The sequence below is a fragment of the Rhizomicrobium sp. genome (genome assembly GCA_037200045.1).
GTDB lineage: Bacteria > Pseudomonadota > Alphaproteobacteria > Micropepsales > Micropepsaceae > Rhizomicrobium.
The window spans coordinates 656,968-673,124 of sequence record JBBCHM010000002.1; the positions used below are offsets into that span (position 1 = coordinate 656,968).

Here is a 16,157-nt window from a genome sequence, read left to right on the forward strand (position 1 = left end):
CTATCTCCGGTTCTCGGGCGCGTTGGCGCGATAGGTCTTGAAGTCCACCAGCGTGCCGAGCATCTGCAGATAGGCGATCAGGGCATCGGCTTCGGTGACCTCCTTCGGATTGCCGTCGAAGTCGCGCGCGGCGGCCTTGGGGTAGCGCTTCTTGAAGGCGTCGACGCCGTCGCCGTCGGGGTTGGCCTGCGCCTCAAGGTCCGCGGCCGCGTTGGCGATGTCGGCATCCGTGTAGGGCACGCCGACCGTCCGGTTGGCGCGCATCACGTCGGCGATGTCGCGATAGTTGAGCGGCGTCTTTTCGAGGAAGACATAGGGCGGCATGATCGACTCCGGCACGACCGAGCGTGGATCGGCAAGATGTGCGCGCTGCCATTCGTCGGAATACTTTCCGCCGACACGGGCAAGATCCGGGCCGGTGCGTTCCGAGCCCCACTGGAACGGGTGGTCGTACATGCTTTCGGCGGCCAGGCTGTAATGACCGTAGCGCTCGACCTCGTCGCGCAGCGAACGGATCATCTGGCTATGGCAGACATAGCAGCCTTCGCGGATGTAGATGTCGCGGCCGGCGAGTTCGAGCGGCGTGTAGGGCCGCATGCCTTCGACCTTCTCGACCGTGCCATTCACCCAGAAGAGCGGCGCGATCTCCACGGCGCCGCCGATCGCGACGACGAGAAGGATGCCGATCAACAGCAGGATCGAGTTCTTTTCGAGGATCTGATGGTTCACGACACGGCCTCCGCGGCGAGAAGAGGCGCGGGTGCCGCGGCGGGTGCGCCGCTCTGGACCGTGCGCCAGAGATTGTAGGCCATGATCAGGGTGCCGGCCAGATACAGCGCCCCGCCGACCGCGCGGATGATGTAGTAGGGATGCATCGCCTGAACCGTCTCGACGAAGGAATATTCGAGGAAGCCGAAGTCGTTATAGGCGCGCCACATCAGGCCCTGCATGATGCCGGCGACCCACATCGAGGTGATGTAGAGCACGATGCCGAGCGTCGAGATCCAGAAGTGCCATTCGACCAGCGCGTTGGAATAAAGCGCCTTCTTCTTCCACAGCCACGGCACCAGACAGTAGAGCGCGCCGAAGCTGATATAGCCGACCCAGCCGAGCGCGCCGGAATGGACGTGGCCGATGGTCCAATTGGTGTAGTGCGACAGCGCGTTGACGGTGCGCACGCTCATCACCGGGCCCTCGAAGGTCGACATGCCGTAGAACGCGACGGAGACCACCAGCATGCGTAGAACCGGATCGGTGCGCAGCTTGTCCCACGCGCCCGACAGCGTCATCAGGCCGTTGATCATGCCGCCCCAGCTCGGCATCCACAGGATGATCGAGAAGGTCATGCCGAGGGTTTGCGCCCAGTCGGGCAGCGCGGTGTAGAGCAGATGATGCGGGCCGGCCCAGATGTAGATGAAGATCAGCGTCCAGAAATGGACGATGGAGAGCCGGTAGGAATAGATCGGCCGCTCGGCGCGCTTGGGAATGAAGTAGTACATGATGCCGAGGAAGCCGGCGGTGAGGAAGAAGCCGACCGCGTTGTGGCCGTACCACCACTGCGTCAGCGCGTCCTGCACGCCGGAGAACACCGACACGCTCTTGGTCGAGAGCAGCGAGACCGGCAGCGACAGGTTGTTGACGATGTGCAGGATCGCGATGGTCGCGATGAAGGCCAGATAGAACCAGTTCGCCACATAGATATGCGGCTCCTTGCGCTTGATGATCGTGCCGAGGAAGGTCAGCAGGTAGCAGACCCACACGATCGTCAGCCACAGATCGGCATACCATTCCGGCTCGGCATATTCGCGGCCCTCGGTGACGCCGAGCAGATAGCCGGTGCCGGCGAGCACGATGAAGGTATTGTAGCCCCAGAACACAAACCAAGGGAGCGAGCCGCCGAACAGCGCCGCCCTTGTCGTGCGCTGCACAACATAGAACGACGTGGCAATGAGCACATTGCCGCCGAAGGCGAAGATCACAGCCGAGGTATGGAGCGGGCGCAGGCGGCCGAAATTCGTCCACGGCCAATCGGGAAAGTAGAACAGGCTCGGGAAGGAGAGCTGCAGCGCGATGATCAGGCCGACCAGCATGCCGGCAATGCCCCAGAACATCGCGGCGATGACGCCGGCCTTGACGACGTTGTTGCGGTAGCCGGACCCCTCCTCCGCCGGAACGCCGCCGCCATAGTTGACGAGATAGAAGATGCCGATGCCCAGCATGCAGGCCGCGAAGGTCCAAGCCTGGATGACCATCGCCGAATCGGGGGATCGCGCCGCCTCGATGATCGCGGCGATGAAACCGGCGCCGACAAGCACCGGCAGAACGGCCAGATCGAAGCGGAAGGGACGTTCAGCGGCAGCTTGCATCTTCGGCCTCACGTTGGGGGGATGCTTTGGCGGGTTCGGAACGAGCGGGCGCGCTTGGCGCGGCGAGAGCGTGGGCCGCGGCGCAATAGGCTTCCCAGCCCGCGGTGGATTGCTGTGACTCTGGCGGCATGCAGGGCTCCCCTGTTTCACCGCCTGCTTGGCCCGGAACGTCCGCGCCTTGCTTGATCAGAATCAATGGTTGGGGCAAATGCGTCTGCAGCAATCCGCCGCGACGGTCAGGTTGTCGCGCCGCTCAGCTCGCGGCGCGATATTCGGTCGGCACCGAGGCCTTGTGCAGGTCGATCCAAATCGCGACGGCGACAGCCGCTGCCGCGACGGCGTCGCGCAAGGCCGTGATGGCCGGCACGCAGTCGGCGTCTTCGCCGCGCCGGATCAGCTCTTCCAGGGACCGCGCCAGCGCGCCGGCACGCCGGGCACCGACGTTCCCGGCGGCGCTGACGATGATGTGGGCCGCCCCGGCCACCCGCTTCAGGTCATGCGCTTCCGAAGCCGCCGCGATCTCGGCGACCTGGCGCTCGCATTCGCGCATCGTCTCGAACAGGAATTCGCGGGCCTTGGCCGCGCCCATGACGTCCGTGAGCATCTTGACCGTCGGCTCGTCGAGCAGGAGCGCCTCGGCGGCCTCTTCCGGCATGGGCGCGGGCACCGGTCTGGTGGCGCCTGGAATCCGCGCCAGCTTTTGCAGCAGCAGGCTCGGACTGACCGGCTTGGAAATGTAGTCATCCATCCCGGCCCGAAGATATTCTTCCCGCGCGCCGGACATCGCATGCGCCGTCATCGCGATGATCGGAATGCGCGCCTTGGCGGAGGGCAGCTTGCGTATCTGCTTGGTGGCCTCGATGCCGTCGAGCTCCGGCATCTGGATGTCCATCAGGACGACGTCGAAGTCTCCGGCGCGCAGCGCGTCCACCGCCTCATGGCCGTTGTTGGCCACGACGACGGTGTGACCGGCCTTGGCGAGAAGATGGACGGCGAATTGCTGATTGATCTTGTTGTCCTCCGCGAGAAGCACGCGCAGGGCGGCGCCGGCCGGCTTCGGCCCGGCCGCGTTGGCGGGGCCGTCCGGCTTGTAGCTTTGCCGCTGGCCGTAAATATTGATCAGGCAGTCGAACAGTTCGTGCTGCCGCACGGGTTTTTCTAGGATCGCATCGAAATGGTCTCGTGCGTGATCAAGGCCGTGACGCCCGCCGGACGAGACGAGCACCAGCTTCGCGTCGGACAAATGCGGATTGCGGCGGATCCGTTCGGCTAGGACGTCGCCGGAAAGTCCCGGCATCATGCGGTCGAGGAACACGATGTCGTAGGGCGCGCCGCGGTGCCAGGCGCGCTCCAGTTCGGCCATCGCGCCGAAGCCATCCTGCTCGCTGCGGACGTTCATGCCCAGGGCCCCGAGCATGCGGCTGATGACCTCGACGTTCATCGCGATATCGTCGACCAGGAGAACACGTAGATTGCGCAATTGCTCGGGCAGCGCGTCGCGCGCGACCACCGCGCCGCGCGAGCGCTGCAGGCGTAGCTCGAAGGCGAAGGTCGAGCCCGCGCCGACGCGGCTCGTCACTTCGATCCGCCCGCCCATCAAGTCGATTAGCTGCTTGCAGATCGCCAGGCCCAGGCCGGTGCCGCCGTAGCGGCGCGTCATCGAACTGTCGGCCTGGCTGAACTTCACGAACAACCGCTCGCGCACGCTTTCCGGCATGCCGATTCCGGTGTCCTCGATCTCGAAGCGCAGCGGGACCAGCCCGTCCGGCGACGCGTCAACCTGCAGGCGCTTGACGTGGACCCGGACGGATACGCCGCCCTTCTCGGTGAATTTGAGGGCATTGCCGATCAGGTTGAGAAGTATCTGGCGGATGCGCGTGGGATCGCCGCGATAGACGCCCTGCGCATCGGGATCGACGAAGGCACCGATGTCGATGCCCTTCTCGCGGGCCCGCGGCGACATCAGCGCGACGGCGCTCTCCACCGTGTTGACGATGTCGAAATCGATGATCTCCAGCTCGATCTTGCCGGCTTCGAGCTTGGAAATGTCGAGGATGTCGTTGACGACGGTCAGGAGCGCCTCGCCGGACTCCTGGACGGTCGAGGCGAAACGGAGCTGCTCCGCGTCGAGATCGGTGTCCATGAGCAGGCTGGTCATGCCGAGAATGCCGTTCATCGGCGTGCGGATCTCGTGACTCATATTGGCGAGGAATTCCGACTTGGCGCGGTTGCCCGCGTCGGCGAGTTCCTTGGCGTCGCGCAGATTGGCGGCCATCGCCTCCTGGCGGCGGACGAGCCGGAACAGCATCGCGCTCAACGCGCCGACGAGAAGCGAGATGAGGACCAGGCCCGATCCCTCGGTGATCGCGCCCCGGCGCCAGCCGGCCAGGGCCTCGGCTTCGGTGACGCGCGCCGTGGCCACGATCCCGGTGGCGGGACGGACCGCGGTCGCGACGACCCAGCCGTTTTCGACATGCGTCCTGGGGCGCACCAAGGCTTTGGGACCGGCCGTTCGCTCGGCCGGCACGCGATCGAAACCGACGACGAGCGTGGCATGTTCGGGCGGCAGGGCCATCTCGCGAAATTGCGCCAGAGCCGCTCTCAGCCAGGCCGGCGGCCGGCGCATGTCGATCTCGTCGCCGCCGTGCAGCGCGATCAACGCGGCCGCGAAATCCGCGTTCGCACCCGCGAAGGATGCCATGTCGGCCTCGACGTCCGAGATCGCGTCGCCGTGCTCGACGAATGTGAGCCAGGAATAGCCGGCCCAGAGCGGCACCAGGAAGGACAGCGCCATGATCGCCGCGAATGTCGTCAGCGAAGGTCGCCAGCCGAGTAAACGCAAAGTCGTCTGACGCGATTTCGATTCGACGCTCACGGCCGGCACTCCTGGACAATGCGGTGGGCGTACCGGTTCGATGGCAAACCTTGCGCGAAGCTAGGCTGGTTTGCTTTCGCGGCCCTTAAGCCGAAGGCCGATTTTGCGTTGCATCGTGTATGGAGTAATGCGTATGGGCGCGATTGAAGTTCCACCGGCCGCTAAAAGAATGGGCGCGGGGACAATAACAAAATTCGCCGCGCCCGCCTTGTCGCTTCCGCGAGGGGGGAGATCGCGGAAGCTTAATACACATAGTGCCGTCGTCTTCCGCGCGCCATTCGGAGAAACGTCTACGAAACTCTACGTAGGCGCGGCGAGCGCGGTCTCGATGATTTGGATGAGCACTTCGTCGTCCGGCGGCTTGGCCAGCATCGTCGCGCCCAGGCGCTCGGCGGCCAGCGCTATCGTGTGATCGCTCCGTCCGGACATCACCACGACCGGCGTGGTCACGCCCTGGCGGCGCAGTTCGGCGAGCAGCTCGATGCCGCTCGTCTCCGGCATGTGGACGTCCAGGATCAGGCAGGCGGCGCGCGCCAGATCGGCGCCGGCAAGAAGGTCCCGTGCCCCCGCGAAGGCCTGGGCCGCGATGCCTTCGGCGTCGAGCAGAATAAGCATCGACTCGCGCACAGCCTCATCGTCGTCCACGACGAAGACGAGGCGGTTGCTTTGGGGGCTCAATCCGGCACCTGCGCAATGGCAAGAGGCGACGCTATCGGGCCGGCCGCCCCGGGTTCCATACGCAATAACCCCTACGCGCTGCAACCCCTATGCGCTGCCCTCGGGCGAGCGTCCGGCGGCCAGCGATATCCGCACGAGATCCGACAGGCTCCGGGCGTTCATCTTGTCCATGATGTGGGCGCGGTGGATCTCGATGGTGCGGGGGGAGATGCCAAGCTCATAGGCGGCGACCTTGTTCGAGCGTCCGACGACGAGCTGGTCGAGAACGTTGCGCTCCCGCGGCGTCAGCAGAGCGAGCAGCCTTTCCGCCGCCGCGGCTTCGGCGGCCTGGCTGCGTGTCTTGCTGCCGATTTCGAGGGCCCGGCGGATGGAGCCGAGCAGCATCTCGTCGTCGAACGGCTTTTCGATGAAGTCCACCGCCCCCGCCTTCATCGCGCGAACCGCCAGCGGCACATCGCCATGGCCGGTGATGATCACGACGGGAAGGCCAAGCTTGCGCTTGACGACTTCTTCCTGAAGTTCGAGGCCATCCATCTCCGGCATGCGGATATCGGCGATCAGGCAGTGTCCCGCGCTTGCCTTGTCCGCCAAGAAGGTCTTGGCGGAAGCGAAATCCTTCACCGCGAAATTCGCCGATTCCAGCAATATCCGAATGGAATCGCGAACGTCGTGATCGTCGTCGACCACGAAAATCAACGTATCGGTTGTCATGCTGCTTCCCTCTGTCCGACAAACGGCACACAGAAGCGGAACGCGGCGCCCGGCCGATGGTCCGGCAGGGCCACGATGTTTCCTCCATGCGCTTCCAAAATCGATTGGCAAATCGTCAGTCCGATCCCCATGCCTTTCTCCTTGGTGGTGACGAATGGCTGGAACAGGCGCTTCGATACGGCCTCGGACAGACCCGGCCCGCTGTCATGGACGGTAACCCGGGCGAAGTCCTTGTTGTCGATCGCCGTTTCGATGATGAGCTCCCGCATGTCGACAGCTTGCATTGCCTCCAAACCGTTGCGGATGAGATTTATCAAAACCTGCTGAATTTGTACTTTATCGATCAGCACCGACGGGAGCTTCAGTTCCAATCGAAGACACACCCGCACGCCCTGGTGGGCGGTGCCTACAAGACCCAAGGCAATCGCCTCCTCGACGACCATGTTGAGATTTTCAGGCGCCCGGTTGCTTTTCCGCTTCTCCACGAAGTCGCGCAGATTGCGGATGATCGCGCCCGCCCTGAGCACCTGGGCGGCGGCCTTGTCCATGGCGTTCCTGGCGCGCTCCATGTTCGCGGGCTCGACCCGCTCGAGGATCCGCCGCGCCGCCTTCACATAGTTGGCGATGGCGGTGAGCGGCTGGTTGAGCTCATGGGCGATCGCCGTCGACATCTGCCCCATCGAACTTAGCCGGTTGATGTGGGCGAATTCCGACTGGAGCGCCTGCATGCGAAGTTCGGAACGCTTCCTTTCGCTGACGTCGCGGACGATCTTGGACGCGCCGACGATATCGCCGGCACCATCGCGCAAGGGCGAGATCGTGATGGACACATGTATGTCGTTGCCGTTCTTGTGCCGGCGAACCGTCTCGAAGTGCTCGACGTCCCGACCGGCGCAGATTTGCCCGATGATGCTTCCCTCTTCCGCCATGCGGTCGGGCGGAATCAGCATCGATATGTTGGCGCCGAGCGCCTCGTCGGCCGTGTAGCCGAATATCCGTTCGGCGGATGCGTTCCAGCTCGTGATTATGCCGCTCAGCGTCTTGCTGAGAATGGCATCTTCCGAGGACTGGACGATCTGCGCCATGAGGCTGTCGACATCCACGTGCCTGGCCACTTCGGCCTTGAGCGGCGCCAGATCGCGGATGACGCCGACGAAAATGCGTTCCCCGCCGACCTCGCTTTTCCCGACCGAAAGATGCATCGGAAAGGTCGAGCCGTCCTTGCGGCGTCCGGCGAGTTCGCAGCCGCCGATCCGTTTTTCGCCGGTCTTCAAATAGCTGGAGATGTAGCCGTCGTGCTCACCGCGATGGGGCTCCGGCATGAGCATCTTCACGTTCCGCCCGACGATCTCATCCCGGCGATAGCCGAAGAGTCCTTCGCAGGCATCGCTGCAAATTTGCACAATACCGCCCGTGTCGATGACGACGATGCCATCGACAGCCGTGTCCATGAGCGCCTTGAAAAGCGCGTCCTCGTTATGCGGCATCGAGTGCTTCTATGTCCGTTCAACGCGACACATTCCGTTGTCCGTACGCAAATCACCCCTTCAGCAACAGAAGCTTGCTCACCAAAAAGGAAACATTACTACAAATAATAATTGATTCATTGTTTGGCAAATCAAAGTTCCAGACTTCGTTAAGACCTCGGCCGCACCCCTTCCTCGGCTAGGTAGATGTCCTTAAAGGAAATCCCTGACTGCAGCCGCGCGTGGCGGTCGGGCAGACTCGCCAACTGGACATAGCGATGGAGCACGGGGTGCGCCAAGAATCCAACTCATCACCGATCGGATCCAAGCCGGTGGGCGACATCGCGCGCGACCTGCGCGCCTATGCCAGCGCCGTGTCGGACGGACCCGTCGCCGCGAAGCTTCTGGCCGCTGCCGCGGAGCTCGACGCACGAGCCCCCGTTCGGCACAGCGCTAACGACGGCGAATAGGGCCCGACTTTCATCCCGCTCAGGCCGCCGCCGGATTTTCACGGAGCGCCGCGTCGAAGCGTTCGATATCCGTCAGATCCTCGAAGACCACGAGCGTCGCGCCGAGCGGCAGCCGCGTGAGCGACACGGACAATATCCGTCCGTCGGCGCGCGTCACCCGGCCCCATTCGCCGTAGCGTGAAGGCTCGCCTCCGGTGACGCCGGCGGACACCATGCTCCAGATGCTGTCGCGCCCGATCCTGGCGGCGCTGGTGGCGGCGATCCGGCTCAAATGCGGCTCCGCCGACAATTCGCCCTCTTCGAACTGCCAAAGGTCGGTGAATGCCGAGTTGTGCATCTTGAGCCGGCCGTCGGGGCCGAACACGGCCATGCCGTCTTCGATCGCGTCCAGCGTCGCGCGCTGGGTCTGGGTCAGCATGTGAAGCGAGGTGTTGAGGTGCAGCGTTTCGCTGATGTCCTCGAAGACATAGTACACACCGCCGAGCAGGTAAGGGTAGGCTTTCACGCGCACGCTGCTGCCGCCCGCGATGTGCCAGGTTTCATCAATCTGGCCGTCGTCGACGTCGAACAGCCGCATGTGTTCGCGCTTCCAGGCCTGGAAGTCGCGCTGCTCCGGCAGGCGGCGGGTCTCGCGCAGGCGGTCGAAGATGTCGTCCAGTGCCGGATGGGATTCCAGCCAGGCTTCGGACAGGTCCCACATCTTGGCGAACAGCTTGTTGGAAACGGCCAGGCGGCGGTCAGAGCCGAAAACGGCGATGGCGGTGTCGACGCGGTCCAGCATGTCGCCATAGGCGTCGGTGGAAAGCTTGAGCTGGGCCTCGGCATGGGCGGAGTCGGTTACGTCGAGCGCGACCCCCGCGACGCTGGTGCTGGGCAGGCGGAACATGTCCACCGAAAGAGCACGCCGGCGTCCTTCGGTGACGGTGTAGCGGCGCTCGTTGAGCACGTCGTTGCCGTCCAGCACCGCGCCGGCAAGATCGCGTTCGGCGCGGACGAGGCGCGGATCGGTCTTCAGCGCTTTTTCCAGCGTGCCCGAACCGGTGGCGGTGACGAAAGCGCGGTTCGCCCAGGTCAGGGCGAGCTTGCGGTTGCGGATCCAGACCGGAACCGGCAGTGCCTCGAGCACGGATTTGAGATCGCGCTCGAGCTCCGTGACGCCTTCTTCCACGCGCAGGAACAGCGCGGCGCGGCTGCCGATGACGCAGCCCTTCACCGAGACGCCGGGATGGCGGCCCGTGCGGACCATCGCCGTGAACGGCGTGCCGCCCTGAAGCAGCCCTTCCAGCTTGGCCGCGAGCTGCGCCGAATCCGCGCCCGACAGGCAGGCTTGCAGCAAGGCGCTGCCGCCGTGATAGCTGAGCGGCGACGCCAGGTCCGAGCCCATGATCACGATCGCCTCGGGCGAGGCCTGGATCATGGCTTCGCGGAAGCGGATTTCCGACTGGGCGCGCGCCAGATTGCCGAGCATGACGTACCGCCTCGTCGCGGAACGGGCACGCTCCACGAACGCCCAGACGCATGCGAAGAGTCCGATCAGCAGCGACGCGATCACGATCGACGCCATGGCGATCTCGCCCGGCTGCGTCGCGCGATGCGCGAGGCCGGACATCAGATCGGCGAGCATCGAAGTCCAATCGATCAGATGAAGATAACCGTTGAACAGCATGTCGAAGACGGCGTGCATGATTGTGCGTTCCGTGTCGCTTGGCGGTGATATCGAGATGGGGAAGTGGCGTTCAGGCCGACGCGCCGCCGTCGGCGAGTTCGCAAAGCGCCTCGACGTTCCGGAGGACGAGCTGATGGGTGGTCGGCACGGCGATGAGCTTTTCGTTCTTCAGGGCGGTCACGGCGCGGCAGATCGTTTCAATCGTCAGGCCGAGGTGATCGGCGATGTCTTGGCGTCCCATGGTGAGGTCGAGACGGCCGGTGTCCATCGCGCCGGTGCGGTCGGCGAGGCGCAGGATGAAAGAGGCCAGACGCTCCTTGGCGCTCTGGCAGCCGAGCACGAAGGTGTGAAGCTGGGCGGTCATGAGCGTGGTCGACAGATGCCGCAGGATATTGGCGCGGAAGCGCGGATCGCGTTCGGAGAGCCGGTCGAATTGCACGCGGGAATAGGCGACGAGCGTGACGTCGGTTACGGCTTCCGCGGTGAACGCCTGTTCCGTGCCGCCGAAAACGCCGAACAGATCGCCCGGCAGGACGAACTCGGCGATGTGGCGGCGGCCGTCCGGCGTGTGGCGGCACAGCCGGATCGTGCCGCTGACGAGGCGGTAGATGTTCTGGGCGCGGTCGCCTTCCTGGAAAACCGATTCGTTGCGGGCGAAACGCAGGCTGCTGCCGTGCTCGCGCAGGACGCTCAGATGCTCCTGCAGGCTTTCCGGCGCGCGCTCCGCCGGAGCGCCCATGAGGGGAAACGGGACCGCGCTTCTGAAAGTCGCGTCCTTCTGAGCGATGTTGAGTGTCATGGCTTTCTGCTCCCTTGAGCACCGCGACGTCCGCGATGTGGTAACAGCATCGTTAAGATCGGATCGAATCAATAGCTGGGAAATCCGCGTACGGAGATTCGCTTGGAGAAAAGTCGGTACTTGTCCGTAGGCAGAGCGATTCCGGGGTCGAATCGAGGGGCCAAACAGGGGATTCTGCGTACACGGAGGGGCAACAACATGCCCGGCAGCGACTTTCGGGTCCATGGCGATCGGAAAACTCACATGGATCGGGAGCGCCGGTCACGCTCCCTTTCGTCAGCCATTCCGACGCCTACGGACAGATCTTGAGCGCGTTTGCCTAAGAACGGCGGTCCGCCCTGACTCGCCGAGGCGCGTCAGGCCGCCCGCGCGCCGGCCTTTTCGAGCGAAAGAAGGACATCCGGCGCCGCGGCGTGGACCTGGCCGCCGCCGAGGGCCCGGCCGGATGCCAGCCGCACGCCCGCGCGGCGAACTAGGCCCAGCGCCAACGCGTCGTGCACGTTCTCGGCATAGGCGAATGCGTGCTGGGCTTCCGCCGACCGGATGAGAGACTTGGCGAGAGCCGCGATCGCGGCCGGGCCGGATTCGTCGGGGAACTTGGCGAACAGGCCCGTGGCGCCCAGCCGGCCGCCTTCGATCAGTCGCGCCTGCGCGCTGGGAAGCTGCGCGAACACCCGCCGCGCATGCGCGCGGACCATCGCGACGATCTCGGCGAGACGCGCGGCCGGCGTTCCGGGCGGAACATCCTCGATCTTGACGACCAGGAATGGATTTTCCACGGCACCGGCGCGGCGCAACGCGGATTGATAGAGCCGGCGGCCGCGCGGCGACGCCAGCGTCTCGAAACTGACCGGCGCGACGGCGGCCGCGGTCAGGCGCCGGGCGGCAATCTCGCGCGTCAGGAGCAGACACCGCTCCAGCATCGCCACGTCGAGCGACGGCCGAACGCGGGGATCGATACCATCAAGCGTGGCGGGCTCGGCCGGCGCGCCGCGCGTCGGCGTGCAGAGGAAGGTCGACGCGGTTCCGCGCCGCAGATCGTAGACGGGAAGAAAGCCCAGGCGCAGACCGTCGCATCCGGCGTGGCTGCCGACGGCGAGATCCGCAAGCGGATCGGTTTCGCTCGGCGCGGCGGAATCCGGAACACGCTCGGCCGCCGGGGCCGGACTTGTCGCTGTGCCCGCATTCTCGCGGCCACCAATCTCCGCGATCTGCGCCACCCGGAACAGGGGGGCGATCTTTTCAGCCGCCTCGGTTCCGAAGAACAGCTTGAGCAGCGCCCCATTGACCGTCTGCGCGACCGGCAACGCCGACGCGGCGGCGCAACTGCGCACGACCAGATAGAACCCCGCGGGCTGAAACAGGACGAGCTCGTCGGGCACAAGCCGCATGACATGCTGCTCGCACATCAGCCTCAGGCGCGCCGGCCCGACCTGGCCGCGGCGATGCAGAACGAGACCGAGGTCGAACCAGTACACCGCCTTGCCCGCAAGCGCGGCGACATCGAACTCTCCGTCCACGACGCAGACATTTTCGCTCGGCACCGGCATGACGACGCTCCCGTCAATGCGAGGACGGCGGGGGGATCGCCGGACCCAGACCCGCAGCGTCCCCCCTCTCGTCCCCCACCGAATTCCTCGCGACGATGGAAGACGCGCGACTGGCTTGCAGGTCGGCCTTGACGGCGCGGAGCTTGTCGAACACCAGCGCCTGCAGATCGCCCGAACCGGTGGCGGCCTGGCAGTCGGTTTCGCTGCCGCCCATCTTGCGGCAAGCCTGGACGAGACCGTTCGGGTCTAGGGCGGGCATGACACTGGCGCGGCCGAGGCCGAGATCCGGCGCATGCGGCAGCAGCACCGCGATGACCGCGAGCGCGAGGGCGGCACGGGCGAACATCAGGCGCTCCGCCGCGCGGCGCCGGCGGAGACCGGCGCGTCTTCGATGATCTCACCGAGCACCAGGTCGAAGACGCGACGGTCCATCGCCAGGCGCAATTCGCGCGTCATGTCGGGCGAAGCGACGATGACGAGACCTTCATAGCAACCCTGGATCGCGCCTTCGATCAGGTGGCACATGATCTGCCGCGCCAGCGTGGCGCCGGGGCGGCGCGCGTGGAGCAGGTTGACGACCTTGGTGTTCCTTTCGACCACGGGGCGGGGCGGCGTCGCGAGCGTCTCGAGGACGCGGGAGGTTCCCTCCGTGTTGGCGAGAATGCGGGCGCCGCTCGCGTCCGTCGCAACCACTACCCAGATTTCGTTGTTGGACATGACCGCTGCTCTTGATCAGTTTCGTCCCGATCATGATCGCGGCCGGCGCAACAATATATCCGGATCGTGTGCGTACGCAGATTGTGCGTACGGCCGGCCGCCCGTTAAGCGGCCTCCGACACGGCCTGTTCAACGAGATCGGCGAGCTCCAGGCCATCGATCGGCTTGTGCAGCATCCGAAAGCCGCCGGCCGCCAGCACGCGCTGCTCTAGCGCGGCGTCGCCGCGCCCGGTGATGATGATGACCGGAAGCCGGCTGCCGCGCCGGCGCAGGGTCTCGAGCAATTCCAGGCCCGTCATTCCCGGCATGTCGTAGTCCGCGACGATGCAGCCGGACCGGTCGGATTCGAATTTGTCCAGGAATTCCAAGGCAGACGCGTAGGTCCGCACCGTCAATCCGATCGCTTCCAGAAACGCCCCGGTCGAATCGCGGACGGACCTGTTGTCGTCGACGAGCCATGTGGTGCCGGCAGCCGGCTTGGACACGAAAATACGCCTCCGATACGCACCCAACGGCGAAAAACGTAGCCGTCGTGCCAATACGGGAATATGCGTAGTTTCTACTTACGAAGCGCCGCCTGCGCGCTTTCGGCGGCGCGGGCGATGCGCACCAGGTCCGCCAGGCTGGAAATCCGCATCTTGTCCTGGATGCGCGAGCGGTGGACCTCCACCGTGCGGGGTGAGATGCCCAGGGCATGCGCCACGAGCTTGTTGGAGCGCCCGGTCGCGAGCTGGTGGAATATCTCCTGTTCGCGCTCGGTCAGAAGCGCGATCAAGGCTTCGGCTTCCTGTGCGGAAGCCGCAAGCTCCCGCGCCTGGCGCCCGTTCTCCAGCGCGCGCGATACGGCGCCGAGGAGCGCCTCGTCGTCGAACGGCTTCTCGATGAGGTCGGAGGCACCGGCCTTGAGCACCTTGACCGCGAGCGGCACGTCGGCATGGCCGGTCACGATGATGACGGCGACGCGCACCGCGCGCCTTGTCAGTTCTTCCTGCAGCTCCAGACCGCTCATTTGCGGCATGCGCACATCGGCGATGACGCAGTCGCCGGGCCCGGGTTGCGCCTGGCCGAGAAAATCCACCGCGGACGAGAAATCCTCGACCTTGAGGCCGGCGGATTCCAGCAGCGCGCGTATGGAGCCGCGCACGCGGTCATGGTCGTCGACGATGAAGACGGTCGGCTCAGGCTGCATTCTGCTTCTCTACCGGATCGGCGACAGGCAAGCGGAAACCGAAGGTGGCGCCGCCGCGTTCATTGCCTTCTCCCCAAATCTTCCCGTCATGCGCTTCGACGATCGACTGGCAGATCGTCAAGCCGACGCCCATGCCGTTCTCCTTCGTCGTGACGAAAGGCTGGAACAGCCTGGCCATCACGTCGGGCGCGATGCCGGGGCCGGTATCCGACACGGTGACGCAAACATGTCCCGGTCCGTCCATCGCGGTCGCGACGATCAGGTCGCGCCGCTCGCTGTTCGACATCGCATCGACGGCGTTGCGCACCAGGTTGAGGATCACCTGCTGTATCTGGATCCTGTCGACGTAGATCGGGGGCAGGCCCGAAAGCAGTTGCGTCCGCAGCATCGCCTTGACCTCGGCGCTGCCCGCGGCGCCGAGCACCACGGTTTCCTCGACAAGGCGGTTCAGATCGTCGACCGCGCGGTTGGTTTTCCGCTTCTCGATGAATTCGCGCAGCGTACGCATGATGCCGCCGGCAAGCTTGGTCTCGTTCGCCGCCTTGTCGAGGAAATCGCGCGCCCGCGCGACCTCGGGCAGGTCGAGCCCGCCGACCGTCCGATGCGCCGCCCGGATATAGTTCATCGCCGCGGTGAGCGGCTGGCTGAGTTCGTGGGCGATGGTCGAGGCCAGCATCCCCATCGTGTTCCAGCGCGACAGATGGATCAGCTCTTCCTGGAGGCCGAGCAGCTTCTTCTGCGTCTGCTTCTGCTCGGTGATGTCACGCACGACCTGCGAGGCACCGATGATCTCGTGGTTCTCCTCGCGGATCGGCGAGAGCGTCAGCGCCACGGTGACATCGGTGCCGTCCTTGGCGCGGCGCAGCGTCTCGAAATCGTGGATCTTCTCGCCGGCGCGAAGCCGCGCCCAAAGCGCATCCTGCTCGGCCTTCAGGTCCGGCGGCAGGATCATGTCGACGTGGCGACCCACGATCTCGGTCTTGTCATAACCGAACATCTCCTGGGCGGCCCGGTTCCAGGACTTGACCTCGCCGTCCATGAGGAAGGTGATGACCGGATCGATCGAGTTCTCGACCAGAAGCGCGAAGAAATAGGTGTAGCGGCGCAGCGCCCTGATCTGTTCCATCTGGTCGGCGAGTTTGGCATTGGCATCGCGCAGACGATCGATGACGAGCTGCTGCTCGCGCGCCATAGCGATATGGGTCGTCTCCGATTTGCGCATGCGCATCAGTTCGGTGACGTCCTCGACGCAATGCAGGATCGACTGGACCGCGCCGCCGGAGTCCAGAACGGGCGTGTTGATCGGATTCCAGTAGCGTTCCTCGAACCCGCCGCCTTCGGAATCGGGTTTGCGGATGTCGTATTTCTGGATGCTCATCACGTCCGGCCGGCGCAAATCCAGAACGCGCTGAAGCGAAAGGCGCAGCTTGGCGACGCCATCCGCAGCCGGGTCGTTCGGGTTGTCCGGAAAGACCTCGAACAGGTTTCGCCCGATGATTTCCTCGCGACGGGTCATCGTGGCGCGGCAATAGGCGTCGTTCACCGCGCGGATCGTGAATGCCGGGTCGAGAACGAGATAGAGGCCGGGGGCCTGGGTGAAGAGAGCGCCGAAATCCTGCCGGTCCGCGGCCATCGGACCTTCAACTCCACTTGATGATGAAGTCATGCGC

Annotated in this window: 15 protein-coding genes; 1 reads left to right on the forward strand and 14 read right to left on the reverse strand. The window is 65.0% G+C overall.

Going from position 1 to position 16,157, the window contains the following annotated elements:
• From ccoO to WDM86_18185, 6 genes are all read right to left on the reverse strand, one after another.
• A complete protein-coding gene (ccoO, locus tag WDM86_18160; protein MEI9991949.1) occupies positions 1 to 729 on the reverse strand; it encodes a cytochrome-c oxidase, cbb3-type subunit II in 729 nt (242 codons plus the stop codon).
• Entirely contained in the window at positions 726 to 2,366 is a 1,641-nt protein-coding gene (gene ccoN, locus WDM86_18165) for a cytochrome-c oxidase, cbb3-type subunit I (protein MEI9991950.1), read from the reverse strand. The genes ccoO and ccoN overlap by 4 nt, the downstream gene beginning before the upstream one ends.
• A gap of 253 nt (positions 2,367 to 2,619) precedes the next feature.
• Positions 2,620 to 5,241 carry a response regulator gene (locus WDM86_18170; GenBank protein ID MEI9991951.1) on the reverse strand — a complete coding sequence of 874 codons (2,622 nt, stop codon included), beginning with the start codon at positions 5,239 to 5,241 and terminating at the stop codon, positions 2,620 to 2,622.
• 300 nt (positions 5,242 to 5,541) lie between these two features.
• The gene (locus WDM86_18175; GenBank protein ID MEI9991952.1) at positions 5,542 to 5,919 is read right to left on the reverse strand and encodes a response regulator; all 378 of its coding nucleotides are present in this window, start codon (positions 5,917 to 5,919) and stop codon (positions 5,542 to 5,544) included.
• Between the two features lie 87 nt (positions 5,920 to 6,006).
• Positions 6,007 to 6,630 (reverse strand): response regulator FixJ, encoded by a 624-nt coding sequence (fixJ, locus tag WDM86_18180; protein ID MEI9991953.1) that lies wholly within the window; start codon positions 6,628 to 6,630, stop codon positions 6,007 to 6,009.
• Positions 6,627 to 8,117: a PAS domain S-box protein gene (locus tag WDM86_18185; protein MEI9991954.1), complete on the reverse strand. Its 1,491-nt coding sequence runs from the start codon at positions 8,115 to 8,117 to the stop codon at positions 6,627 to 6,629. Before WDM86_18185 ends, fixJ begins: the two co-directional genes overlap by 4 nt.
• A 269-nt stretch (positions 8,118 to 8,386) precedes the next feature.
• On the opposite strand from WDM86_18185, the gene WDM86_18190 reads away from it, so the two are divergent.
• Positions 8,387 to 8,566, forward strand: coding sequence for a hypothetical protein (locus tag WDM86_18190; GenBank protein ID MEI9991955.1), 180 nt, complete (start codon positions 8,387 to 8,389; stop codon positions 8,564 to 8,566).
• Positions 8,567 to 8,585: 19 nt separating this feature from the next.
• On the opposite strand, the gene WDM86_18195 is transcribed toward WDM86_18190, so the two are convergent.
• The 8 genes from WDM86_18195 to WDM86_18230 all read right to left on the reverse strand — a co-directional run bounded on the left by WDM86_18195 (position 8,586) and on the right by WDM86_18230 (position 16,120).
• On the reverse strand, positions 8,586 to 10,250 hold the full coding sequence (locus WDM86_18195; protein MEI9991956.1) for a PAS-domain containing protein: 1,665 nt from the start codon (positions 10,248 to 10,250) through the stop codon (positions 8,586 to 8,588).
• Positions 10,251 to 10,302: 52 nt separating this feature from the next.
• Positions 10,303 to 11,031, reverse strand: a complete 729-nt coding sequence (locus WDM86_18200; GenBank protein ID MEI9991957.1) for a cyclic nucleotide-binding domain-containing protein — start codon at positions 11,029 to 11,031, stop codon at positions 10,303 to 10,305.
• 356 nt (positions 11,032 to 11,387) lie between these two features.
• Positions 11,388 to 12,581, reverse strand: a complete 1,194-nt coding sequence (locus WDM86_18205; protein MEI9991958.1) for a hypothetical protein — start codon at positions 12,579 to 12,581, stop codon at positions 11,388 to 11,390.
• 13 nt (positions 12,582 to 12,594) lie between these two features.
• Positions 12,595 to 12,927, reverse strand: a complete 333-nt coding sequence (locus WDM86_18210) for a hypothetical protein (protein ID MEI9991959.1) — start codon at positions 12,925 to 12,927, stop codon at positions 12,595 to 12,597.
• A complete protein-coding gene (locus WDM86_18215; GenBank protein ID MEI9991960.1) occupies positions 12,927 to 13,298 on the reverse strand; it encodes a host attachment protein in 372 nt (123 codons plus the stop codon). The genes WDM86_18210 and WDM86_18215 overlap by 1 nt, the downstream gene beginning before the upstream one ends.
• A gap of 104 nt (positions 13,299 to 13,402) precedes the next feature.
• Complete coding sequence (locus WDM86_18220) at positions 13,403 to 13,783, reverse strand: response regulator (protein MEI9991961.1); 381 nt, start codon at positions 13,781 to 13,783, stop codon at positions 13,403 to 13,405.
• A gap of 74 nt (positions 13,784 to 13,857) precedes the next feature.
• The gene (locus WDM86_18225; protein MEI9991962.1) at positions 13,858 to 14,487 is read right to left on the reverse strand and encodes a response regulator; all 630 of its coding nucleotides are present in this window, start codon (positions 14,485 to 14,487) and stop codon (positions 13,858 to 13,860) included.
• Positions 14,477 to 16,120: a PAS domain S-box protein gene (locus tag WDM86_18230; GenBank protein ID MEI9991963.1), complete on the reverse strand. Its 1,644-nt coding sequence runs from the start codon at positions 16,118 to 16,120 to the stop codon at positions 14,477 to 14,479. Before WDM86_18230 ends, WDM86_18225 begins: the two co-directional genes overlap by 11 nt.
• Between the last annotated feature and the right edge of the window lie 37 nt (positions 16,121 to 16,157).